General features: G+C 65.1%; 23 protein-coding genes, 4 tRNA genes and 1 pseudogene. 14 read left to right on the forward strand and 14 right to left on the reverse strand.

All coding sequences use genetic code 11. The features are described 5' to 3' along the window. Positions 1–26 precede the first annotated feature (26 nt). Genes K9U37_RS06305 through arsA form a run of 3 tightly spaced genes read left to right on the forward strand, consistent with a single transcriptional unit; the run spans position 27 to position 2,620 of the window. A complete protein-coding gene (locus tag K9U37_RS06305; RefSeq protein WP_243070972.1) occupies positions 27–485 on the forward strand; it encodes an arsenate-mycothiol transferase ArsC in 459 nt (152 codons plus the stop codon). Further along, complete coding sequence (gene arsD, locus K9U37_RS06310) at positions 463–849, forward strand: arsenite efflux transporter metallochaperone ArsD (protein ID WP_243070973.1); 387 nt, start codon at positions 463–465, stop codon at positions 847–849. Before K9U37_RS06305 ends, arsD begins: the two co-directional genes overlap by 23 nt. 1 nt (position 850) lies before the next feature. Then, entirely contained in the window at positions 851–2,620 is a 1,770-nt protein-coding gene (gene arsA / locus K9U37_RS06315) for an arsenical pump-driving ATPase (RefSeq protein WP_243070974.1), read from the forward strand. Here the strand turns inward: arsA and K9U37_RS06320 are convergent. Then, positions 2,602–3,072, reverse strand: a complete 471-nt coding sequence (locus tag K9U37_RS06320; RefSeq protein WP_243070975.1) for an ArsI/CadI family heavy metal resistance metalloenzyme — start codon at positions 3,070–3,072, stop codon at positions 2,602–2,604. The two genes, arsA and K9U37_RS06320, sit on opposite strands and share 19 nt — an antisense overlap. 101 nt (positions 3,073–3,173) lie before the next feature. Between K9U37_RS06320 and K9U37_RS06325 the strand changes: the two genes are divergently transcribed. Further along, a complete protein-coding gene (locus K9U37_RS06325) occupies positions 3,174–3,533 on the forward strand; it encodes an Rv2640c family ArsR-like transcriptional regulator (RefSeq protein ID WP_243070976.1) in 360 nt (119 codons plus the stop codon). A gap of 46 nt (positions 3,534–3,579) precedes the next feature. Here K9U37_RS06325 and K9U37_RS06330 read toward each other — a convergent pair whose 3' ends face one another. Next, positions 3,580–3,804 (reverse strand): hypothetical protein, encoded by a 225-nt coding sequence (locus K9U37_RS06330; protein ID WP_243070977.1) that lies wholly within the window; start codon positions 3,802–3,804, stop codon positions 3,580–3,582. Here K9U37_RS06330 and K9U37_RS06335 point away from each other — a divergent pair. Then, positions 3,803–4,468 carry an arsenate reductase ArsC gene (locus tag K9U37_RS06335; RefSeq protein ID WP_243070978.1) on the forward strand — a complete coding sequence of 222 codons (666 nt, stop codon included), beginning with the start codon at positions 3,803–3,805 and terminating at the stop codon, positions 4,466–4,468. The genes K9U37_RS06330 and K9U37_RS06335 overlap by 2 nt on opposite strands. Positions 4,469–4,485: 17 nt before the next feature. On the opposite strand, the gene phoU is transcribed toward K9U37_RS06335, so the two are convergent. The 4 genes from phoU to K9U37_RS06355 form a co-directional block, all read right to left on the reverse strand. Then, entirely contained in the window at positions 4,486–5,151 is a 666-nt protein-coding gene (gene phoU, locus K9U37_RS06340; protein WP_243070979.1) for a phosphate signaling complex protein PhoU, read from the reverse strand. 85 nt (positions 5,152–5,236) lie between these two features. Next, positions 5,237–7,216 (reverse strand): LCP family protein, encoded by a 1,980-nt coding sequence (locus K9U37_RS06345; protein ID WP_243070980.1) that lies wholly within the window; start codon positions 7,214–7,216, stop codon positions 5,237–5,239. A gap of 235 nt (positions 7,217–7,451) precedes the next feature. After that, positions 7,452–8,615, reverse strand: a complete 1,164-nt coding sequence (gene dusB / locus K9U37_RS06350) for a tRNA dihydrouridine synthase DusB (RefSeq protein ID WP_308197424.1) — start codon at positions 8,613–8,615, stop codon at positions 7,452–7,454. Next, on the reverse strand, positions 8,612–9,607 hold the full coding sequence (locus K9U37_RS06355; protein ID WP_243070981.1) for an acyl-ACP desaturase: 996 nt from the start codon (positions 9,605–9,607) through the stop codon (positions 8,612–8,614). Before K9U37_RS06355 ends, dusB begins: the two co-directional genes overlap by 4 nt. A gap of 433 nt (positions 9,608–10,040) precedes the next feature. On the opposite strand from K9U37_RS06355, the gene K9U37_RS06360 reads away from it, so the two are divergent. Beyond that, a complete protein-coding gene (locus K9U37_RS06360; protein WP_243070982.1) occupies positions 10,041–10,511 on the forward strand; it encodes a hypothetical protein in 471 nt (156 codons plus the stop codon). Positions 10,512–10,518: 7 nt separating this feature from the next. Here K9U37_RS06360 and K9U37_RS06365 read toward each other — a convergent pair. After that, positions 10,519–10,853 (reverse strand): annotated as a pseudogene (locus K9U37_RS06365) (TetR/AcrR family transcriptional regulator); the annotation flags it as partial. A 4-nt stretch (positions 10,854–10,857) separates the two neighbouring features. Here K9U37_RS06365 and K9U37_RS06370 point away from each other — a divergent pair. Beyond that, positions 10,858–11,196 carry an oxygenase MpaB family protein gene (locus tag K9U37_RS06370; protein ID WP_372489403.1) on the forward strand — a complete coding sequence of 113 codons (339 nt, stop codon included), beginning with the start codon at positions 10,858–10,860 and terminating at the stop codon, positions 11,194–11,196. Positions 11,197–11,432: 236 nt separating this feature from the next. Here the strand turns inward: K9U37_RS06370 and K9U37_RS06375 are convergent. Continuing rightward, positions 11,433–11,505 (reverse strand) — tRNA-Lys (locus tag K9U37_RS06375). Between the two features lie 121 nt (positions 11,506–11,626). On the opposite strand from K9U37_RS06375, the gene K9U37_RS06380 reads away from it, so the two are divergent. From K9U37_RS06380 to K9U37_RS06390, 3 genes are all read left to right on the forward strand, one after another. Further along, a tRNA-Glu gene (locus K9U37_RS06380) sits at positions 11,627–11,699 on the forward strand. A 32-nt stretch (positions 11,700–11,731) separates the two neighbouring features. Continuing rightward, positions 11,732–11,808, forward strand: a tRNA-Asp gene (locus K9U37_RS06385). Positions 11,809–11,848: 40 nt separating this feature from the next. Beyond that, positions 11,849–11,925 (forward strand) — tRNA-Phe (locus K9U37_RS06390). A 38-nt stretch (positions 11,926–11,963) separates the two neighbouring features. Here K9U37_RS06390 and K9U37_RS06395 read toward each other — a convergent pair. The 5 genes from K9U37_RS06395 to K9U37_RS06415 all read right to left on the reverse strand — a co-directional run bounded on the left by K9U37_RS06395 (position 11,964) and on the right by K9U37_RS06415 (position 16,050). Further along, complete coding sequence (locus tag K9U37_RS06395) at positions 11,964–13,118, reverse strand: tyrosine-type recombinase/integrase (RefSeq protein ID WP_243070983.1); 1,155 nt, start codon at positions 13,116–13,118, stop codon at positions 11,964–11,966. Continuing rightward, positions 13,118–13,354: a helix-turn-helix transcriptional regulator gene (locus tag K9U37_RS06400; RefSeq protein WP_005139256.1), complete on the reverse strand. Its 237-nt coding sequence runs from the start codon at positions 13,352–13,354 to the stop codon at positions 13,118–13,120. The genes K9U37_RS06395 and K9U37_RS06400 overlap by 1 nt, the downstream gene beginning before the upstream one ends. Positions 13,355–13,358: 4 nt before the next feature. After that, on the reverse strand, positions 13,359–14,756 hold the full coding sequence (locus tag K9U37_RS06405) for an FtsK/SpoIIIE domain-containing protein (protein WP_243070984.1): 1,398 nt from the start codon (positions 14,754–14,756) through the stop codon (positions 13,359–13,361). Then, positions 14,753–15,175 carry a plasmid replication, integration and excision activator gene (locus K9U37_RS06410; protein WP_243070985.1) on the reverse strand — a complete coding sequence of 141 codons (423 nt, stop codon included), beginning with the start codon at positions 15,173–15,175 and terminating at the stop codon, positions 14,753–14,755. The genes K9U37_RS06405 and K9U37_RS06410 overlap by 4 nt, the downstream gene beginning before the upstream one ends. Positions 15,176–15,270: 95 nt before the next feature. After that, positions 15,271–16,050, reverse strand: coding sequence for a GntR family transcriptional regulator (locus tag K9U37_RS06415; protein ID WP_243070986.1), 780 nt, complete (start codon positions 16,048–16,050; stop codon positions 15,271–15,273). 87 nt (positions 16,051–16,137) lie between these two features. On the opposite strand from K9U37_RS06415, the gene K9U37_RS06420 reads away from it, so the two are divergent. The 4 genes from K9U37_RS06420 to K9U37_RS06435 all read left to right on the forward strand — a co-directional run bounded on the left by K9U37_RS06420 (position 16,138) and on the right by K9U37_RS06435 (position 19,126). Next, positions 16,138–16,566, forward strand: coding sequence for an NUDIX hydrolase (locus K9U37_RS06420; protein WP_243070987.1), 429 nt, complete (start codon positions 16,138–16,140; stop codon positions 16,564–16,566). A 271-nt stretch (positions 16,567–16,837) separates the two neighbouring features. Next, positions 16,838–17,206 carry a hypothetical protein gene (locus tag K9U37_RS06425; protein ID WP_243070988.1) on the forward strand — a complete coding sequence of 123 codons (369 nt, stop codon included), beginning with the start codon at positions 16,838–16,840 and terminating at the stop codon, positions 17,204–17,206. Positions 17,207–17,255: 49 nt separating this feature from the next. Continuing rightward, complete coding sequence (locus K9U37_RS06430; RefSeq protein ID WP_243070989.1) at positions 17,256–18,134, forward strand: hypothetical protein; 879 nt, start codon at positions 17,256–17,258, stop codon at positions 18,132–18,134. A gap of 5 nt (positions 18,135–18,139) precedes the next feature. Beyond that, positions 18,140–19,126: an ImmA/IrrE family metallo-endopeptidase gene (locus tag K9U37_RS06435; RefSeq protein WP_243070990.1), complete on the forward strand. Its 987-nt coding sequence runs from the start codon at positions 18,140–18,142 to the stop codon at positions 19,124–19,126. 95 nt (positions 19,127–19,221) lie between these two features. On the opposite strand, the gene K9U37_RS06440 is transcribed toward K9U37_RS06435, so the two are convergent. Next, the gene (locus K9U37_RS06440) at positions 19,222–20,277 is read right to left on the reverse strand and encodes an Eco57I restriction-modification methylase domain-containing protein (RefSeq protein WP_243070991.1); all 1,056 of its coding nucleotides are present in this window, start codon (positions 20,275–20,277) and stop codon (positions 19,222–19,224) included. Between the last annotated feature and the right edge of the window lie 39 nt (positions 20,278–20,316).

Consider the following 20,316-nt stretch of genomic DNA (forward strand, 5'->3'; position numbering starts at 1 on the left):
TTCTCCCCAGCACCGGAAGAGCCCTCGTGACGAGGCCGGCAGTGCTGTTCGTGTGCGTCAAGAACAGCGGCAAGTCGCAGATGGCCGCAGCCCTGATGCGTACGATTGCCGGCGGCGAGATCGAGGTGTCGTCGGCCGGAACGCGCCCGGGTGTGGAGCTGAATTCTCTTTCGGCGCAGTCGCTTCGGGAGGTCGGAATCGACATCTCCGGCGAGCATCCCAAACCGATCGATCCCGGCGTGCTACGCCGAGCTGACGTCGTCGTGACGTTGGGGCGGGAAGCCCACGTCGAGCCGGTGCCCGGTCCGCGGTTCGAGACGTGGGACACCGACGAGCCGTCGCGGCGCGGCATCGACGGTATGGAACGCATGCGGCTGATTCGCGACGACATCGAGGCGCGCGTTCGTCAGCTCGCCACTGAGCTACGGGCGACACATCCACCGATCCGAGGAGAGTATTCCGATGAGCAAGGTCGAGGTTTTTGAGCCAGCGTTGTGCTGTGCCACCGGGGTCTGCGGCGACGATGTCCCACAGGAACTGGTGACGTTCTCCGCCGACCTGGACTTCGTGCGCACCCGGGGCGGCGACGTCTCGCGATACAACCTTGCCAGCGAACCGTTGGCATTCGCCCAGAACGAGGCGGTGAAAGCCTTTCTGCACGTTGCCGGTTCCGACGGCTTACCACTGGTGCTGGTCGATGGGGTCACCGCGATGACCGGTCGCTACCCCGACCGGCGCCAGCTTGCCGCCTGGGCCGGCGTCGAGATGCCCACGCCGGCTGGCCGGCTGCTCGACATCACCGACACCAGCGCCGCCGAGGACTGCTGCGGGAACTCCGGATGCTGCTGAGATGAAGTTCCTTGACGGTGCGCCGCGATTCCTCTTCTTCACCGGCAAAGGTGGGGTTGGCAAGACGTCGATCGCGTGTGCCACCGCCATCACATTGGCCGGCCGGGGCCGTAAGGTGCTGCTGGTAAGCACCGATCCCGCCTCCAACGTGGGGCAGGTCTTCGGGTTGAGTATCGGCAACACCATCACCCCCATTCCGGCGGTCGACGGATTGTCGGCATTGGAGATTGACCCCGAGCAGGCTGCCGACGCCTACCGCGAACGGATCATCGGCCCGGTGCGGGGGCTGCTGCCCGACGCGGAGGTCGCCTCGATCACCGAGCAACTGTCCGGCTCGTGCACCACTGAGATCGCCTCGTTCAACGAATTCACCGAACTGCTGACCGATTCCGGTGGTCAGATCGGCGAGTTCGACCACGTGCTCTTCGACACCGCGCCCACCGGACATACCATCCGGCTGTTGCAATTGCCCGGTTCGTGGACCGACTTCCTCAACGACGGCAAGGGTGACGCGTCCTGTCTGGGGCCGCTGGCGGGTCTGGAGAAGCAGCGCACCGTCTACGCCGAGGCGGTGGCCGCGCTGGCCGATCCGCAGCGCACCCGCGTCGTACTGGTCGCCCGCGCACAGAAGTCAACGTTGGCCGAAATCGCCCGCACCCACCGTGAATTGGCATCGATCGGTTTGGCGCGACAGTTCGTCATCATCAACGGCGTACTGCCCTCGCCAGCCGACGACGATGATCTGCTCGCCGCGGCGATCCACCGCCGCGAGCAGCGGGCGATCACCTCCATGCCCGACGAGTTGCGTTCCTTGCCGATTGATCAGGTCGAACTCAAGCCCTCCAATATCGTGGGGCTGACCGCGATAGTTTCGTTGTTCACTTCGAACACCATCGTCTCGGACCGGCCAGCCCAGTCCGACCTCGATCCGCCGTACGCTCCGCTGGCGACACTGGTCGACGAGATCGCCTCCGCCGAGCACGGACTGATCATGTGCATGGGCAAGGGCGGGGTGGGCAAGACGACCGTCGCCGCCGCTGTTGCGGTCGCCCTCGCCGACCGGGGACATGACGTTCATCTGACCACCACCGATCCTGCCGGTCATCTGACCGAGACCTTGGAGGGGTCCCTGCCCAACCTGCAGGTGTCGAGCATCGATCCGGCCGAGGCGACCCGCGTCTACCGCGACCACGTCCTGGCTACCAAGGGCGCCGCTCTCGACGAGCAGGGCCGGGCGACGCTCGCCGAAGATCTACGCTCGCCCTGTACGGAGGAAGTGGCTGTCTTCCAAGCATTTTCGCGTGTCATCAGTGAGTCGCGGCGGAAGTTCGTCGTCGTCGACACTGCGCCGACCGGACACACCTTGTTGCTTCTCGACGCGACCGGCTCCTACCATCGCGAAATCGCCCGTCAGCTCGGAAGCAGACACTTCACGACTCCGCTGATGCGCCTGCAGGACCGCGAGCTGACCAAGGTCGTCATCGTTACACTCGCTGAAACCACCCCGGTGCTCGAAGCGGCCGGTCTGCAGAGCGAGCTCGAACGCGCCGGCATCCATCCGTGGGCGTGGGTGATCAACAACTCCCTCGCCGCGGCCAATCCCAGCGCACCGCTGCTGCGGCAGCGGGCCCTCGCCGAACTTCCCGAAATAGCCAGGGTCAGAAGCGAATACGCCGACCGGATCGCCGTTGTGCCCCTACTGGCAACTGAACCCGTCGGCATACCGGCACTGGAGGCCCTGACGGGGGCTGGTCAGCAGCAGGACGCCTGAGCGGTCGTCTCATCCGTGGCCGAGCCGCCGCAGCACGCGGCGCCTTCGCTGTTGAGGTCGAGGTGCTTGGGGCTGGTCCCAAAGGTCTCCGAATCCGCGAGCACGGTGTAGACCTCCCAGCGCTCACCGCTCGGCCCGGTGACCCACACCTTGTCTTGGGTGGCAAAGCAGCAGGTAGCGCCGATCTCCTCGTCGGTGAACAGCCCCTCGCTGGTGAGCCGGGCGATCTCGGAATGCACGGTGTCGCTGGAGTCGACCTCGACGCCGAGGTGGTTGATGGTGCCGCCGTTACCGGGATTCTCGAGCAGCACCAGCTTCAGCGGGGGCTCGGTCAGAGCGAAGTTGGCGTAGCCCGGCTTGAGTTTCGCCGGCTCGGCGTTGAAGAGCTTGGAGTAGAACGTAACTGCCTCGTCGAGGTTGTCGACGTTGAGAGCAAGCTGGACGCGTGACATTTCCGGATCCCTTCCACCTGTGAGACGTATATCGAAGTAGTACCGGCTCCAGCATGGCGACCTCTTTGATATATGTCAACCCATCTGGCAGCATGGTTTTCATGCCCAAGGCGCTGCCCGTCGTCGACACCACCGCACCGGTGTGCTGTGCACCCGTGGCGGCTGGCCCGATGAGCGATCACGATGCTCTGCAGGTCGCGCTGCGCCTCAAGGCGTTGGCCGACCCGGCCCGGGTCAAGATCATGTCGCTGCTGTTCAGTTCCCCGGCCGGGGAGCAGAACAGCGGAGAACTCGCCACCGTTCTCGCGCTGAGCGAGTCGACGATCAGTCATCACCTCAGTCAGTTGCGCCGAGCCGGCCTGGTGGCTTCGGAGCGGCGCGGCATGAATGTCTACCACCGGCCGGACAGTGACGCTGTCGCCGCACTGTGCGTGGTGCTCGACCCGAAGTGCTGCCGCTGATCGAAATGTTCACGCAGTGTTCGCTTGCGGGCTGATTCGATAAGTGTCAATATCGGTGTGTGTCGAAGTCGATCGCGACGACCATCCCGTTGTCACCGCGGCAGACGGCTGCTGGGCCGGCGGTCCGGCGCCGCCCGGGATTATCGGCGCACTCATCGGATTGGCGCTCGTCGCTGCCCCCTATCCCGGGATCGAAGCCCGCGCCGACGATGTCGTCGTTCCGCATCCGCATGCGACACCTCACCACCTCGAGCACACAGGAGTCACTCATGACCGAAACCCCCGTCACCCAGTACCGCCGGGATCTGAGCATCGATCAACAGCTGGCGCTGCGCACTGCCGCCACCCGTCTGCAACAGCAATTCGACGGCACGTTCGGTGTGGAGACCATCGAACGGTTCCTGTACTCGTCGTATGACCAGTTCGCCGGTCGCGCCAGCGTGTCGAACTTCCTGCCGCTATTGGCGGAAAGGTTTGCGCTGCAACGCCTTATCGCGCTCGCCCGGGTCGAGGGCAAGATCAGTGACGGAAAGCCCACGGTGTTGTTCCTGTGCACGCACAACGCCGGTCGCTCCCAGATGGCGCTGGGCTATTTCACCCACCTGGCCGGTGAACGGGCAGTGGCGTGGTCGGGCGGGTCTGAGCCCGGCACCGAAGTCAATCCTGCTGCGATCGCCGCCATGAGTGAGGTGGGTATCGACATCACCGGCGAATACCCGAAACCCTGGACCGACGAAATCGTTCAGGCCGCCGATGTCGTCGTCACCATGGGCTGCGGAGACGCCTGCCCGATCTTCCCGGGGAAGCGCTACGAGAACTGGGACCTCACCGATCCCGCCGGGCAGACGGTCGAGGCGGTTCGTCCGATCAGGGACGAGATCGAGCGACGGGTGCGCGGCCTGCTGGAGGAACTGCGCGTCCCGGTCGGCGCATAGCGCCGCCGGGGCGTCCCTCAGTAGGTCGGGATCTCTTCTTCCTCGGGCAGCTGTCCGGTCACCTGGAAGATCACCCGCCGGGAGATCTCCACGGCGTGGTCGGCAAAGCGCTCGTAGAACCGGCCCAGCAGCGTCACGTCCACCGCGGCAGCCACCCCGTGCTTCCACTCGCGGTCCATCATCACGGTGAACAGATGGCGATGCAGGTCGTCCATCGCGTCGTCTTCCTCGCGGATGCGACGAGCCTTTGCCGGGTCGCGCGACAGCAGCACCTCACGGGCGCTGTTGCCCAATTCGACTGCGACGCGGCCCATTTCGGCGAAGTAACCGTTGACCTCTTCGGGAAGTGCGTGCTGGGGGTGCCGGCGGCGGGCGATCTTGGCGACGTGCAGCGCCAGCGCCCCCATCCGGTCGACGTCGGCGACGATCTGGATGGAGCTCACGACGGCGCGCAGGTCGCCGGCGACGGGCGCCTGCAGGGCCAGTAGCACGAAGGCCACCTCCTCAGCGCGCGCGCTGGCCGCCGAGAGCTGCTCGTGGTCGCTGATGACCTGCTCGGCCAGCACCAGATCGGCCTGCAGCAGCGCCTGTGTCGCCCGTTCCATCGCGACACCGGCCATCCGGCACATCTCGGCCAACTGGTTGGTCAGGGCATCGAGCTGCTCATGATACGCGGTCCGCATAGACTGCACCCTACGTTCTGAAGGTGAGTCCAGTATGCCCCCAGACGTGAACGAACGGTGAATGGAAGCAAACCGCGGCGCGCGGCTACTCGCAGGCGATGTCCGCGGCATTGGTGACGGTGAGGTCGTCGGGCAGCTGAGTGGGGGTGGCGCTGGAGTTGTGGCTGACGTGCACGCTGATCGGTGAGCCGCTGGGCGGAGGCGTGTTGACGCCGGTGAAGTCCGGTCCGAGGACCACCTGCACGGTCTGGCTCAGGCCGGCGACCCGTTCCATCTTGGCGTTGGGGAACGCAGCCGCGACGGTGGCAGCGGACTCCTCGTTGCCGGCGGAGTACATCACCGTAGTCGCCTCTACGGCGCTGGCGTAGTCGTCGGGCTCGAGCACGTTGAAGCCGTGTTCCTGCAGTGCGGCCGTCGCGGTGGCGCCCAGACCCTCCCGACCGGTGGAGTTCGACACCTGCACCGTGACATCACCCGGATCGGTGGTGATGGCGCTGACCAGCTCAGTCTGCGTCGTCTCCACCGGCTGTGGGGCCGTCGTCGGCTCGGCCTTTTCGGCCAACTTGGCCGCCGTCATCGGGCTGGTCGTGGCGTTGGTGTCGTTCTCGCCGGGCAGCGGGTCGTCGCTGATGATCGCGTCGAACAGCGCGCGGATGTCCGTGGTGCGTGGCTCCTCGTTGCCGTCGGAGTCGGTGATCCCGGTGGTCGGCACGGTGACGAAGGTGATCCGACCGGCGTTGACGCCCTGCAGCGACTGGCCGAGGTCGACGAGGTCGTTGGTGCGCACGTTGTCGACATAGGTGTCGTCGATGAACATGTCGACCACGTTGTTGAGCTTGCTGAGGCTGAACAGCGTGTCCTTGGAGATCATCGAGCGCAGCAGCGACGACAGGAAGAGCTGCTGGCGCTTGATGCGGCCGTAGTCGCCGTTGACCTCGGTGGTCACCTGACGGGCGCGCACGTAGTTCAGCGCGGTGTGCCCGTCGAGCGTCTGGCGCCCGGCGCTGGCCAGCACGGTGCCCAGTTCGTAGTCCTCCAGCGGGGTGGTGCTGCACACCTCGACACCGCCGAGCGCGTCGATCATCTTGGAGAAACCGGCGAAGTCGACAGCCATGAAGCGGTTGATCGACAGCCCGGACATCTTCTGGATGACCTTCACCAGGCACTTCGGCCCGCCCAGGGCGTAGGCCGAGTTGATCTTGGTCTCGGTGTAGCGCCAGTCGTCGCTCCACTCGCCGGTGTGCTTGTCGTAGACCGGGCCGTACTGGCCGGTGTCGGAGTTCCAGGCCTGGCAGTTCATCGGGGTGATGGCCAGGTCGCGGGGGAAGGACACCGCGACCACGCGTTTCCGGTTGGCCGGGATGTTGACCAGCATGATGGTGTCCGAGCGGGCGCCCTCGGCATCGTCGGTGGTGCCGGCGCCGATGTCGCTGTTGGCGCCGGTGCGGGAGTCGACTCCGACGATCAGGAAGTTCTCGTCGCCGAACTGGGCGTTGGGGTCGAGGATGTCGTGCGAACTGGGGTCCAGCGCCGCGACGTTGCGCAGCTGCTCGTTCTTGGTCGACTGCCATTGCCAGGCCCCGCCGGTCAGGGCCAGCGCCGACACCGCGAAGACCGCGGCCGCCGACCGCGCGGCCAGCAGGGCCGGCTTGCGGGACGTGGCCTTCCTCTTCTGGGCTGGCTTCTTGCGGGTGGGCGGGCGGTTATGGGGAGCCGGGCTCGGATCGGCGGCCAGGGTGCCGCGGGCCCGGTTGAGCGACTCGAGGTTGGGTACTGCGTAGGCGGCCGGGACGACGGGAATGGGCTCGGTGAGGTCGGTCGAGGTGTCGGGTGGCGGAGGGGCGACGTGGCGACGAGACGGCGTGGGGGCGCCGCCGATCTTGGCGATCAGGTCGGCGACGGTGATGCCCTCGGTGTGGTTTCCGGACGGCGCCGGCCGGGACGCGGGGACACCTTCCCACGGGGCCGAGCCCGATCCCGGACGCGGCGTCCTGGTCATCCGCTCCTGCCCGTCCAGGTCGGGAGCGCGATGCTGGCCGGGAGTGGCGTTGTCGCCGTCACTCATGTTCCAGTGGCCTCCGACTCTGGTGGATCCTGCGCAACGATGCGCGTGCGCTGCCGCGGTGCGGTTTTCAGGGGCACCTCGGTCGGATCGCCGCCGTGCGGCGTCACAACCGTCCTGCGTCTTGTAGCAGCAGTCGCCGTCGGTCCGCCAGTCGAGCGGTCGACAACAAGATCACCATCGTAGTGAGACAACATAAGAGGCCGCTAGCTCGATGCGATGTCGGGTCCGCGTCGGTTCAGCCACCCGAGTGCATGACGTCGGCGCCCTCCGGGACCGTGCAGTCGTCGGGATCGTCGAGCCAGCCTTCGGGCAGCGTGACGGACGCGGCCGAGCCCTGCCGCCCGCGCGGGCCGGTCGCCGCGGCCGGAAACGGGACGTCGCGGTCGAGCTGGTCGAGTAGCGCGTCAAGCTCACCCAGGGTCTTGACCAGGGCTAATGCCCGTCGTAGGTCCGCGCCGGCGGGGAAGCCGTGCAGATACCAGGCGATGTGCTTGCGGATGTCGCGCATGCCCTTGTCCTCGCCGAAGTGGGCGGCCAGTAGCTGGCCGTGGCGGCGCATGATGTCGGCGACCTCGCCCAGGGTCGGCGGGGTGGGTATGGGGGAGCCGGTGAAGGCGGCCGACAGTTCGGCGAACAACCAGGGCCGGCCGAGGCAGCCGCGGCCGATGACGACTCCGTCACACCCGGTGGCGGCCATCATCGCCGGGGCATCGCTGGCTTCGAAGATGTCGCCGTTGCCGAGCACCGGAATGGTGGTGACGGCCTCCTTGAGGCGGCCGATCTGGTCCCAGTCGGCGGTGCCGGAGTAGCGCTGCGAGGCGGTGCGGGCGTGCAGGGCGACGGCGGCTGCGCCCTCCTGCTCGGCGATGCGACCTGCGTCGATGTGGGTGTGGTGGGCGTCGTCGATGCCGATGCGGAACTTCACCGTCACCGGCACGGTCGTCCCCTCGGTCGCGCGGACCGCGGCGGCGACGATCTGGCCGAAGAGCCTTCTCTTGTACGGCAGGGCGGCTCCGCCGCCGCGGCGTGTGACTTTGGGCACAGGGCAGCCGAAGTTCATGTCGATGTGGTCGGCGAGGTTCTCCTCGACGATCGTCCGGGCTGCGTCGTAGGTGGTGGCCGGGTCGACGGTGTAGAGCTGCAGCGAGCGCGGCGACTCCTGCGGGGCGAACGTCGTCATGTGCATGGTGACGGGGTGGCGTTCGACCAGGGCGCGGGCGGTGACCATCTCGCAGACGTAGAGGCCGCTGACGGTGCCGACCTTGGCTTCTTCGATCTCGCGGCACAGGGAGCGGAACGCGACGTTGGTGACGCCGGCCATGGGCGCCAAGACAACCGGGCTGCGGAGGGCGAAGGGCCCGATCCGCAGCCCGGTGGTGGCTGGTGAGGCGTCGACTATGTTGCCGCCCCCGCGAGTGCCGTGGCAGCGCGCTTCTCGGCCAGGCGCGCGTCGCGCTCGAGCTTGCGGGCCTTGGCCTCCTCGAACTTGTCGCAGGTGTTCTCAAGTTCCTTGAGCAGCTCGGCCAGATCGTCGCGCATCTTGGCGGCCTCGCCGGTGAAGTCGTCACGCTCGAAGATGCGCCACTTCTTGAGCACGGGCATCACGACGTCGTCGAGGTGGATGCGCAGGTCGTAGACGCCGCCCATGGCGATGATGACGGCCTTGCGGCGGAAGTCCGGCACGGTGTAGCCGGGCATCTTGAAGTTGCGCAGCACCCGGTGCAGCGAGCGCATCGCCTGGTTGGGGGCGACGTCGAAGCCGGCCTCGCTGACGTCCCGGTAGAAGATCATGTGCAGGTTCTCGTCGTTGGAGATGCGGGCGAGCAGCTGCTCGGCGACGGGCTCCTGGCAGGCCTTGCCGGTATTGCGGTGCGAGACGCGGGTGGCCAGCTCCTGGAAGCTGACGTACATCACCGAGTCGAAGATGCTCTCGGCGAAGAGGTCACCCTGCTGGTTCTGGCCCGGCGAGAAGCCGCGGGTCATCTGCTCCATGCGCAGCTCTTCGAGCTCGACGGGATCGCAGTTGCGGGTGACGACGAGGTAGTCGCGGATGGAGATGCCGTGGCGGTTCTCCTCGGCGGTCCACCGGTTGACCCAGTAACCCCACGGGCCGTCCATGGAGAAGTTCATGGCGATCTCGCGGTGGTAGGCGGGCAGGTTGTCCTCTGTCAGGAGGTTCTGCACCATGGCCGTGCGGGCGACCTCGGAAAGCTGGGCCTGCTCGGGATGCCAGTCCTGGCCGCCGAGGGCGTAGTAGTTCTTGCCGTCTGACCACGGGATGTAGTCGTGGGGATTCCACTCCTTGAACATCGACATGTGGCGGTTGATCAGCTTCTCAGCGACGGGCTCGAGCTCACGCAAAAGATCGACGTTGGGCAAGTCGGGCGACATGAACCCTCCAGTTATCTGTATCTAGTAGTTGCACCAATATATCTGTGTACCGCGGTGACATTCAAGTTGCCGGGCTTGGGCGCGTCGTTATTGGTACGGGGGAGGTACGAACCGACCGGTAAGCTTGACGGCGAATCGGTGGACCCCGCGGCCTGCTCTCACGACACGTCGGAAAATCCAGTCACACCGCCAGCGCGGGAAGTCCCGGCCCTCCGGCGGCCACGCCTCCGTCGTTGCAGATCAGAAGGCTCAACAGCAGGCCCGAAGCTCAGCAGAACCAGGGTGCCGGGTCGGATCCTGTAACCGAAATCTGAACGAGCAAAATCCCTGGTCGGTGCCTCTGCAAGGACCGACTCGGCGGAGTACGCTTCCGATTGGGAAGCCCGCGTTTCGTACCCGAACGCACAGGAACGTCCGGCCGGAGGTCGTTCAGATGACGAAGCCCGTCGTCCTCGGCATCGGCGCCGTCGGTGTTGCGGCGGCATCGTTTGGCCTCTTCGCCTCCGGCACCGCGTACGCAGTCAATGAGTACGCTGGCCAATCGTACGCTGATGCCGCCCAGGCGATCAGCAGCAACGGCCAGTCGCCCGTTATCGCCACCCGAGTCGGCAGCTTTCTCCCGACCGACCAGTGCTTGGTGACGGGATCACGCAGCGCCAACTTCCTCGACTCCAGCGGTGCCAGCCCCGGCGGCACGGTCCTGCTGTACCTGAACTGCAACAATAGCTTCGCTGCGGCAGGCGTCCCCGGTAACTCCATTAGCAGCCCAGAAGGCCGCCAAGCGCGCGCGGACTACGAGCAGAAGCTGGCCGAGGCGCAGGCTCGGGCCCGGCAGAACGAGCAGGACCAGTTGCTGCAGACCGGTAACGTGCCGGGTGACGCAGGCCAGGTTGCCGGCGGCTGACGCGCGTGAACTGCTCGTGGGAGGCCGTGAGCCGAGGGTCGAGGTGGGCGGTGAACAGCGCCGTCAACGCGCCGATCAAGCTGGTCGCGGAGTGAATCAGCACTGGCTCGAGCTCCGGAGCCGGCAATAGCACCCGCCCTCGCGCAGGTCGTCGACCATCAGCGCGACGAACCGCTCCACAGCCTCCCTCGGGGTGGTCCCCGACATCAGCATCGACATCGCTCGGGTGCAGACGTCGTCGTGCACTGTGCGCACGAATTCGTCTCTGTCACTGAAGCTTTCGTAGAGGTAGCGTTCGGCCAGCCCGGCCTCCCGGCGCACCGCACGTACCGTCAGCGTCGGGGGAGTGGGCGAGCAAGGCCGCCGCTACAGCACGCTGAACTCCGACGTCTTCTACCGGGCGCACGGGGCTTTCTTCATGGGCGCCATCCTCACTGCCGAGGACTTCGGCGACGGGCTCACCGAGGACGACAAGGATTTCCAGGTCTACTGGGACCACATGCGCCGCGAGGTGCTGGAGAACAGTTGGGCTACCCGCCAGGTTCTCGACCTCTCGATGATGCCGAAACATCCTTCACTGCAATGGATTCCGGACCCGATGTGGGCGGAGTACCTGAAGGTGTTCGGTCCGTTCGTGGTGTGGCTGACGGTGGGGGCTCGTACGACGAGCCGGTGCGTGAGCTGACGGGCTACACACCTGGTCCAAGCGCGGCGCGCGGCTGCACTGGTTGTTCGGCCGCGCGGTAAACATCGGGTCCATGCTGGTGCCCAGGCCCTCGCACCAACCGGGGCCTGAAGGGCGAGGTGCCGGGGAGCGTCGAGGATCGACCGAAGCACCTGTCAACCATCAGCCGAAACAGTGTCAGGTATCACCCGAAGACAAGATGGAAAGCATCAACCGAAGTCATGCACCGGACAAAGTGCCCCCACTAGGACTCGAACCTAGGACCTGCGGATTAAAAGTCCGTAGCTCTACCAACTGAGCTATAGGGGCGCGACGGATAGAATACTGCCTCCGAAGCGGGGCCTGGTTTTGGGATTGCGCTCTCGGTGCCCTAAGCTAACGACGCTCCAACGTTGACTCGTTGCGGGTACCCCGGAGAGATTCGGCTCAGGCCCCCTTCGTCTAGCGGCCTAGGACGCCGCCCTTTCAAGGCGGTAGCGCGGGTTCGAATCCCGTAGGGGGTACGTACGACGCCGAACTGGGGGAGTAACGGTAAGGCCCTGTGGCGCAGTTGGTTAGCGCGCCGCCCTGTCACGGCGGAGGTCGCGGGTTCGAGTCCCGTCAGGGTCGCCATTTTGGTGGTGAGGCACGTCGGTTGGACACAGTGCCTTCCGGCCAGGTAGCTCAGTTGGTACGAGCGTCCGCCTGAAAAGCGGAAGGTCGCCGGTTCGATCCCGGCCCTGGCCACCATTCTTTACCTGCATTGACACGGGTCCTGCACTCGGTTGTCAGTTCGATTCGTCCGGTTCTTGTCCGGTCTTCGGTGAGTGAATCTCGGTTGCGTGAAGCTGATCGAGGTTGGTCGCAACTTGGTCCAGCTCGTCGGAGTAGAGGTCGCTGTAGATGTTCGCGGTCACGGTCGGCGTTGAGTGGCCCATGGTCTTCTGGACGTAGCGAAGATCAGCGCCGGATTTGCGGGCCAAGCTGGCATAGGTATGGCGCAGATCGTGGATGGTCAACGGAGCCAAGTTGGTTTTCTTCAGGGCTTTGTTCCAATGCGTATGTCGGCGCCAGTTGTTGGACCGCAACATCGCTCCGTTGGGTGAGGTGACGGCTGGCTCGTCAGGTGCCCGCCCGCCGATCTTCGTTTTGAGGATGTCGACGACAACTTGGGGGAGCGGCACGGTGCGGATTCCGGCGCGGGTCTTGGGTGGCCCAATGACGATGCGCCCCTCCACTTCGGGTGCGGCGCGTCGGATGTAGAGACGACGGGCGGTCAGGTCGATGTCTTTGACGCGGAGCCCGACGAGTTCGGACCAGCGCAGGCCGGTGTAAGCCAGAAGGGTCACGACGTCGCCCTGGTCCCCGCACGCGATCGCGAGTGTCTGGACCTCCTGGGCAGTCAGGTATCGGTGACGCTCCCGCTCGGGAATGCGGCCCGCGGAGACGCCGAGGGCTGGGTTGCGATGGATCCGGCCGTCCTGGTGTGCGACGTCGAGGATCGACCGCAGGAGTCGCAGCGTCGACACCTTCGCCCACGGTCCGACCGTCAGGCCGTCGACGAGCGCCTGGACTTCGGCGCGGGTGATCTCATCGACGGGCACGTGACCGAACCGCGGTTTGATGCGCAGTTCCCAGTGCTGCGTGTAGCCGCTCCAGGTCTTCGGCGACACCGCCGGTTTCTTGGATTCGGAGAATTGCGTCCAGATCCGCTGCAGCGGTGTGCGACCGAGGCGTGGGTCGAACCGACGCCCACCGAGGGCGGCTTCGTTATCGCGTTCGGATTTGAACGCCTTGGCTTCACGCAGAGTCGGGAACGTGCCCGATGTTTCAACCCAACCGGAAGGGGCGTCGGGATCGCGGATCAGGTAGCGGACTTGGTAGCGGGGCTCGCCTGCGGCGTTGAGGCGTTTCCGGATGCCGCGCGGGGTGTTGCCGGCCATTACCGACGCACCTGCTTGAGCCAGGAACGGACTTCGGCCGCGTCCCAGCGACGCACCCGCTCTGACAACGTGTAGCAGGGCGGCCCGATCTGCTCTCCCGTCGTTTCGCGGAGTGCAGCCCAGCGGTTGAGAGTCGCAGCAGAGACGCCGAGGAGCGCTGACACTTGATCTGCGGTTAGCAGCTCAGGAAAACTGCCGGTGGACACGAGCGCTTCCCGGAGACCGTGAATCACCATGGCTTCACCTCGTTGCTTGGATCGAGTCGGACCCGGCGTGGGTGCGCGCGGAGCCCTCAGGTGAACCGAAACTGGACCGGTGATTCAGTGCTCTGTCTGCGGCGGTCCGCGAATTTCCGTATTTCTCTGCCGTAGAGCGGATTTGATCGTCGGACCAGAAGTCGGATCGGACCTTGGTCGCATGGCCGTCCTCGGCGATGGCGTAGCCGGTGCCCGGTTTGTCGGGGTTGATTCGGTGCGCGGGAGCTTTGTCGGCCATCCCATCTCCAAGGACCATCGCGACTTCGTCGCGGGACCGCAGTCGAAGAGCGATGGTTTGGGTGAACAGGCCTCGCATCGGCAAGACTTCCTTTCGAGGGTCCTGCAGGAACGCGGCGACCACGATTCCCGGCGCTCGGCCTTTGGTGAGAATTCGCGACAACGAGGCGGCGGCTCCTTTGCGCAGGGTCGGTTCGCTCATGTACGCGGTTACTCCGGCCAGCTCGTCGATGAGCAGCACCACAAGGGGTGACGTCTTGGTCGGACGGTGCGCGCGTGTGCGGCCAGCCATCTCGTTGCCGCGCTTATCCATCAGTTTCTCCAGCCCTGCAAGGGTTTCCACGGCATCGGCCTCGGTGGTGGCGATTTTGGTGAACAACCTGGCGCCGACTGACAACTCGATGCCGTACTTCAGGTCAATTCCGATCAGATGAACAAACCCGGCGGCCACAGCAGGGCCGAGTCCGCAGGCGATGCCCCATAAGGCGGAACCTTTGCCTGCGCCCGAGCAGCCCACGGTGAGGGTGTGTCGTCCGCTCAGCGGGAGGGTCCAGGCGGAACCGTCTTCGCAGCGCCCGAGCTTGACCCGTGTTGTTGCGACCGCGGTTGGCGGCGCTGCGTGACCTACCGTCGACAACTGTTCTCGCATGACCAACTCGATCCGCAGCGTCCCGGGCGAGATGACGACCGCCCGCGCCGAATGTGCGCCCGCGGCATCACGGATCGCCGGGACAGCGCGTTCCAACTCTTCGACGGTCTGTCCCATCCTTGCTCGTATTGTGAGCCGCAGGGCGCTGTGAGACACGTCTGTTCCCAGCAGCTTTGGATGGAACCAGCGGGTGAGGGTGACCTGCTGGCCTTCTTTGTTACGGCGAGTGACCTGCTCGGAAGCGGATAGGCCGCAGCGCTTGCAGAGCCGGTGCCAGGACGCGTAAGCCCAGAGTCGCCAGCGGAGCAGTCTGGCCGGTGTTGCGAATCGTTCCTTGTAGGTCTCGGGTGAGTGCAGTCGCCAGGAGATGAGCGCAACGCTGGTGAGTCCCACGATGATCGCCACCCACAGGCCGAGAGTGGTGAGGAAACTCAACACGTGATCGAGCCGGAAAGTGGTGTCGGGATCGAGCTGCGCGTACGGATCGGGATTCATGCCGATTCCCGGCTTGTCGCTGAGCTCGCGGATGGCTTGCCCGGTGCCCTCATGTCGGAGGCGCGAAACGACCAGGCGATCCGGGAGAAGTCGCCCGACTTTTCGACGTATGGCAGCGCCATGAGCCCGTCGAAAACTACTGGGGTAAAGGGTGTTCCGCTGGAATTGGCGGGTGCAGACGGCGGTGTCGGTGAGGCGAACTTAATCGTCACGGTTCGGCTGCGCTTCGGTGCTGCCGGATCGCCGTCAAGCACTTCGACCTGCCACATCGGCAAGCCGGTATCGCGATCCCTCGCTTGCACGCGGTTCTCGCCGGAGGACTTGTCAAAGTCGATCATCGGAGTCACCTCTGAGACGAGGAATGCGCCAAGCGAGAACACCTGGTCGTGGCCGACTTGGAGCCATTTCGGGATGGACATTGCGAAACCTTTCTCGGGACGGACTGGATACTTAGAAACCTAGTCGTCTAGAGGAGTTGCTAACAACGCCCATACGAACTTTTTTGGAGCAGACTTCAGCGGGCGGGAAAGTCGTATTCGAGCAGGTAAGCGGATGCCACCTTTACGGTGTCGCACACCTCCACTGCCACGTCTTCCTTGTCATACGCCGTGCGAACTACGGTCAAGACCGGAGTGCCTGCTGAAAGCAGGAGAGCGCGGCGTTCCTCTGGAGTGGGCATCCGTGCAGCGACTTCTTCGGAGAACCGGGCTAGGGGATGGCCGGCCTCTTCAAGGCGAGCGTAGATGCCCCCTGGCCCGCTGTCGGGTTGTTCGATCTTCGTGCCCTTCGCGAACGCGGCGGGAATGTACGAAGTTGCGATCTCAACCGGCCGCCCATCGGCGAGGTAGCGGCGCGAACGCACAACAACGTAGTCCTTTGGTGTCAACCGAAGACGCTTGGCGACAGCAGAATTCGCTCTCTCGCGGGTCACTGTGATGTTATCGACTTGAGGTGTGTAGCCAGCTTGCTCAGCCTCGACGGTGAACGCCGCTTTGCCCTGAGCCCGATGTCGCCGGGCGAACCGGTCGGATGCGAGTCGCCGAATCGGAGGTGCGGGACGCACGAATACCCCTCGGCCATGCTCGGATATCACCAACCCCTCTGACCGCAGCTCTTGCACCGCCTGGCGCACGGTCATGCGGGCGACGCCGAAATGTTCGATCAATGCTGCCTCGGACGGCAAGCGCTCCCCAGCGTCCAATTGGCCCGAGTCAATGGCTTCGCGCAGCATGCCGGCAATCTGTCGGTAGGGCGGCTTGTCGTCCGCTCGATCGATCTGGCCCAGTTGCAACACTGAGGTACCTTCCGCTACACGTCTAGACGACTAGCCTAAGAAACCATCACGCAGATGTCACTCACCAGCCTGAGAACGGAGTCTCGTATGACAGCGACACCGAAGCACTCGGTCAGCGTGTCCGGCATCGTGGTTCGTGGCGATGGCCGTGTCCTGGTCATCAAACGCGACGACAACGGTCACTGGGAGGCTCCGGGCGGCGTCCTGGAGCTCGACGAATCGTTTGAGGATGGTGTTCGACGCGAGGTGCTGGAAGAGACTGGGCTTGAGGTCGCCGTCGAACGGCTAACGGGCGTTTACAAGAATTTGACGCATGGAATTGTCGCGTTGGTGTACCGCTGTCGGCCAACGGCGGGCGAGCCGCACGCGACCGAGGAAGCTCGTCAAATCCGTTGGATGACAATGGAAGAAGTGCAGTCTGCGATGGTTCCAGCGTTTGGTGTGCGTGTGCTGGACGCTTTCGACGATGCGCCTCAGTCACGGGCGCATGATGGGGTCGATCTCCTTACCCGGTGAACTCTGTCTGCTGGGTGTCAGTTCAGATTCCGCGGCATAGGACGCGCAACTGACGCCACACTCACCTCCACCGTCGCCATGCGGGGAGCGTATCGCGCCACCCGGACAGTCACGGCCTTTCGAGACCGGCCTCATCCCGAGCTGCGGATGCGTGCCGAGCCTGGGTTGGCCCGTAGGTGGGGGTGGACGACGCGGAGGCTTCTCAGGATGTATCGGGCGCCCGCAGCGCGGCGTGCCGGAGCTGTCGGCACGCGCTTGTAGGCTGCCGCCCATGCCAGGTGGGGATGCCAAGTTCGGCGACGTCTATTGGGTGACCAAGGAGGCCACCGAGAACCCGGCGCGCGTCGGCAAACCGGTGCGGCCGATGGCGTGCATGGCGGAGCGACGCGAGGACACGACGTGGGCCGGTCTGTCCCGGATCACCAGCGACGAGAAGCCGGAGGACCAGCCCAGCAAGGCGATGCCCGAGATCCACGTGACCCGCCTGGGCGCTCAGGGGTGGTGGACGGCCCGGTACATCCACCCGGTCTATAAGGCGGTCACGGGGCATACCGGCAAGTGTGAGTACCTGGGCCAGCTGCCTAAGGACGAGGTGAAGGTGGCCAGGGAGGTCTACCAGAATCGGCTGTTCGATTCATGACCTGTACTCTGGCGATTCTTTTTGCAGCGACGACCGTAGGAGGTGAGCAGTGAGCAGCGGTGATCGGCCGGCAGGCATTCCGGCATCTGCGCACGGGCTCTGGGATCGCGGCGCGCAGACTCAGCAGGTCCGCCCCGGCGACCTGTGGGTTCTCAGCTGGGACGGCGTGGTCGTCGGGCTCGCGATGATCGCCGCCGCGAAGAACGGGTTCGTGTTGGCTTGGCCCGTGACGCTTCCCGGCGAGCTGGCGTTCTCACCCGGCTTGGTCGTGGAGGACTCGCCGCTCGGTGTGCCCGTTACCGTGTGGCCTACACGGGAGACGGGCATCGGCAACCACCTCCTAGATCGCGGTTTGGGCCGGCTGCTCTCGCCCGATCGGATCCCACCGATCTCCTTTGCGCTGGACGACGGAGAAGACCCCGGACTGGTCTTCGTGTCGGGCTCGGCCCGCGACGCCGCGAACCTCGACGCCGACCGGCTGATGGTCGACCACTGGACCGAGCTGTGCTTCAACACCGGCGGCGCCGAAGAGGGTCCGTTCCTCGACTCGGAGAAGGTCAAGCAGGCCGGCGGCAACTCGCGGATCGTCGGTGAGGTGCTGGGACTGGCACTGCCAGAGCTGCGGTCGCTGATGGACGGTGTCGAACCGATCTCCGCAGAGCAGCTCACCGCGGTCGCGGAGCGCCTCGGGGTCGACGGCGATTCCATCGTCGGAGCCGATCCCCTCGCGGGCGTCGTGATCGACATCGCCCAGCCGAGCTACAAACGCGACATCGTTGCGCGCACCGAGGCGACTGGCATCGGGGAGGCCGACATTCGCCGCTCGACCCGTCGGGAATTCGCCCTTGCGGCGCGCAACGACAGCGACGCCCTACGGGAGACCAAGCTGCGCGACGCCATCAACCGCGCCGGACGAGGCGGGACGTAAGCGTCGTGGACGGGTGGGACGACCTCGCAACTGGGCGCGATGCCCGGGCGATCGCTGCCCGCATCGCCGCGGAGTGCACCACCTTCAACCTCGCGGCCCTGCGCGATGACCCGTTCGGGACGCTGGTGCGGAGCACCGAGATCACCGTGGAGATCGAGGACGGCCTCGCGAATACGGGCTGCGGCGGAGGCGGCTACTACCGCCCCTCGCCGCCCACGATCCACCTGCACCCAGCGACCTCGCGCCGCGACAACTTCACCCTTCTCCACGAGCTTGGTCACCATCTACAGCAGTCGCATGACCAGTGGGGGTTCGCGCTCATCGACATGGCCGACCGGGAGCGCCGCAAGATCGAGGAGCAGGTGTCCGACCAGTTCGCCGCTCAGATCCTGATGCCGGTAGGTGACGCAGACCTCCGTGACGCCTCGTTCCACCCGGCGGATGTCATGGCCGGTCTCTTTGCCCGTTGGGAGGCCTCCCGTACCGCGGTCCTGCAGCGCGTGCGCGAGATGCTGCCCACAGGTTCCCGTTGGCTCCTGGCGGTCGCCGACCTAGACGGGGTCGTGATCACCTCTGCGAGAACCTACGACGATCCACAGCCGCCGAAAGGCTTTGCGCAAGAGGGGTTCAGGCGTGTCGCAGCCGAGGCGATGGAGTCGGCTGTGCGGCGGGAATTCCATGAGGGCATCGAGTACAAGACCGGAGCGGTACTCGACGGTATGCGCATTGAGGCCGCGATCGACCATGAAGAACGGTACGTCTTCATCGCCCTACGGCCCACGACCGTGAACGGATCTGGAACCTGGACCTTCCCGCTGCAGGAGTGCTCGAATACGGTGTGCGAGTCGACCTTTCAGGCGAAGCAGTCGAGCGGCCGGTGCGGGATCTGCCAGGAATTCAAGTGCCCGGACTGCCATCGGTGTGGGTGCGCTACCGTCGCGCGCCGCGCTGCCTGCAGAGTGTGCGGCCTCATACACGCTGGCGAGTGTTGATGAGCGGACCGCGGCCACGCCTCGACTCCGGCACCACCGAGTAGCGTCTCCACTCAGCGAGCAACCTCCGCTGAGAGATCGCTGTCGCCAGCGGGTCAGTCCATGGGTGTGATCTCCGTCTCGACGAAGCGGATCTCGTCGGCGTCAAGGCCGTACTTGGCGCAGAGTTGCGCATCGATCTCGGGGATCGACTTGGTCCACTCAATGTCGGACGTGCTTGAGAAGTCTTGCTTGGGGACGAACTTCCACGTGCTTCGCGGGTTGTGCTGCGTCACCTTCAACACGTAAAGCATGGCGCGAGCCAACTTCGTCTTGACGTAGGCAAAGCAGGCTTGCGCCTCGGCTTCGGTCTCGAATGCACCAAGGGTCAAGAACGTTTGCGTGACTCCGACCTGCGGACCGAGGACCTGGGGAGCCGCCATCTGGCCCAACTTCTTCGACTCGTTCGCGGCAGGCACCGCGACCTTGTACTTGTCGAAGCTCGCCGGGCCGCTGATGTAGTCGCTGCGAATCCAGCGGAAGAGTCGCTTATTCTTGATCACCCCGAGGACTTGCACGTACTTGTGATCGTCTCTGGGCTCCTCGACGTGGTAAAGGAACGAAAACTGCTCGAAAGTGTTTGTGTTGACTAGTGCGGCGTTGCCCTCGGGGCGCATGTCGCGCGCGTCGGGGTGGTCCTCGTACAACTTCTCTGTGTAGCGATAAGAACGTGAACTCGTGATTCCAAGGGTCTCCAGGGAGACCGCACCCGACTCCAGCACCTTGTGCAGAATCGTATTGAGTTCGGGGTATGCCGTGAACGTGCCTATCGGAACGCCGACGCGCGAGTCGTCACGATATGTAACTGCGATTCCTGCGCGAATCTTTGTGCCGGGAAAGAGTTCCGAACTGTCGCGAACGTAGATCGGCGCCGTCAGGTGCGGGTCGGCGAGCATCTTCTCGTTCCACGCTTTGGGCGTGAACCCTGCGTTGAACAGAAAACGAGCGGGCGTGATTAGAACGGCTTTAATGCCGACCTCGTAGGCTGCGTCCATGAACAGGTGATATACGGGAGTGTCCCGAGTACCCTCACCCTGCGCCTCTTCCTGGTATGGGGGTTCCGTACAGGGTTTCGGCGTGTTGCGATTACCTCCGATTCGCGCCGCAGTCACGCATGGAGTCGCTTAGCTCAAGCGGCTGACATTCGCCTG

Source organism: Candidatus Mycolicibacterium alkanivorans, from assembly GCF_022760805.1.
GTDB lineage: Bacteria > Actinomycetota > Actinomycetes > Mycobacteriales > Mycobacteriaceae > Mycobacterium > Mycobacterium alkanivorans.

Bases quoted from the DNA above. Each gene is read 5' to 3' on its own strand.
- arsD (WP_243070973.1), top strand. From the start codon at position 463: ATGAGCAAGGTCGAGGTTTTTGAGCCAGCGTTGTGCTGTGCCACCGGG.
- arsA (WP_243070974.1), top strand. From the start codon at position 851: ATGAAGTTCCTTGACGGTGCGCCGCGATTCCTCTTCTTCACCGGCAAA.
- K9U37_RS06320 (WP_243070975.1), bottom strand. From the start codon at position 3,072: ATGTCACGCGTCCAGCTTGCTCTCAACGTCGACAACCTCGACGAGGCA.
- K9U37_RS06325 (WP_243070976.1), top strand. From the start codon at position 3,174: ATGCCCAAGGCGCTGCCCGTCGTCGACACCACCGCACCGGTGTGCTGT.
- K9U37_RS06335 (WP_243070978.1), top strand. From the start codon at position 3,803: ATGACCGAAACCCCCGTCACCCAGTACCGCCGGGATCTGAGCATCGAT.
- K9U37_RS06330 (WP_243070977.1), bottom strand. From the start codon at position 3,804: ATGAGTGACTCCTGTGTGCTCGAGGTGGTGAGGTGTCGCATGCGGATG.
- phoU (WP_243070979.1), bottom strand. From the start codon at position 5,151: ATGCGGACCGCGTATCATGAGCAGCTCGATGCCCTGACCAACCAGTTG.
- K9U37_RS06345 (WP_243070980.1), bottom strand. From the start codon at position 7,216: ATGAGTGACGGCGACAACGCCACTCCCGGCCAGCATCGCGCTCCCGAC.
- K9U37_RS06355 (WP_243070981.1), bottom strand. From the start codon at position 9,607: ATGTCGCCCGACTTGCCCAACGTCGATCTTTTGCGTGAGCTCGAGCCC.
- K9U37_RS06360 (WP_243070982.1), top strand. From the start codon at position 10,041: ATGACGAAGCCCGTCGTCCTCGGCATCGGCGCCGTCGGTGTTGCGGCG.
- K9U37_RS06395 (WP_243070983.1), bottom strand. From the start codon at position 13,118: ATGGCCGGCAACACCCCGCGCGGCATCCGGAAACGCCTCAACGCCGCA.
- K9U37_RS06400 (WP_005139256.1), bottom strand. From the start codon at position 13,354: ATGGTGATTCACGGTCTCCGGGAAGCGCTCGTGTCCACCGGCAGTTTT.
- K9U37_RS06405 (WP_243070984.1), bottom strand. From the start codon at position 14,756: ATGAATCCCGATCCGTACGCGCAGCTCGATCCCGACACCACTTTCCGG.
- K9U37_RS06410 (WP_243070985.1), bottom strand. From the start codon at position 15,175: ATGTCCATCCCGAAATGGCTCCAAGTCGGCCACGACCAGGTGTTCTCG.
- K9U37_RS06420 (WP_243070987.1), top strand. From the start codon at position 16,138: ATGACAGCGACACCGAAGCACTCGGTCAGCGTGTCCGGCATCGTGGTT.
- K9U37_RS06425 (WP_243070988.1), top strand. From the start codon at position 16,838: ATGCCAGGTGGGGATGCCAAGTTCGGCGACGTCTATTGGGTGACCAAG.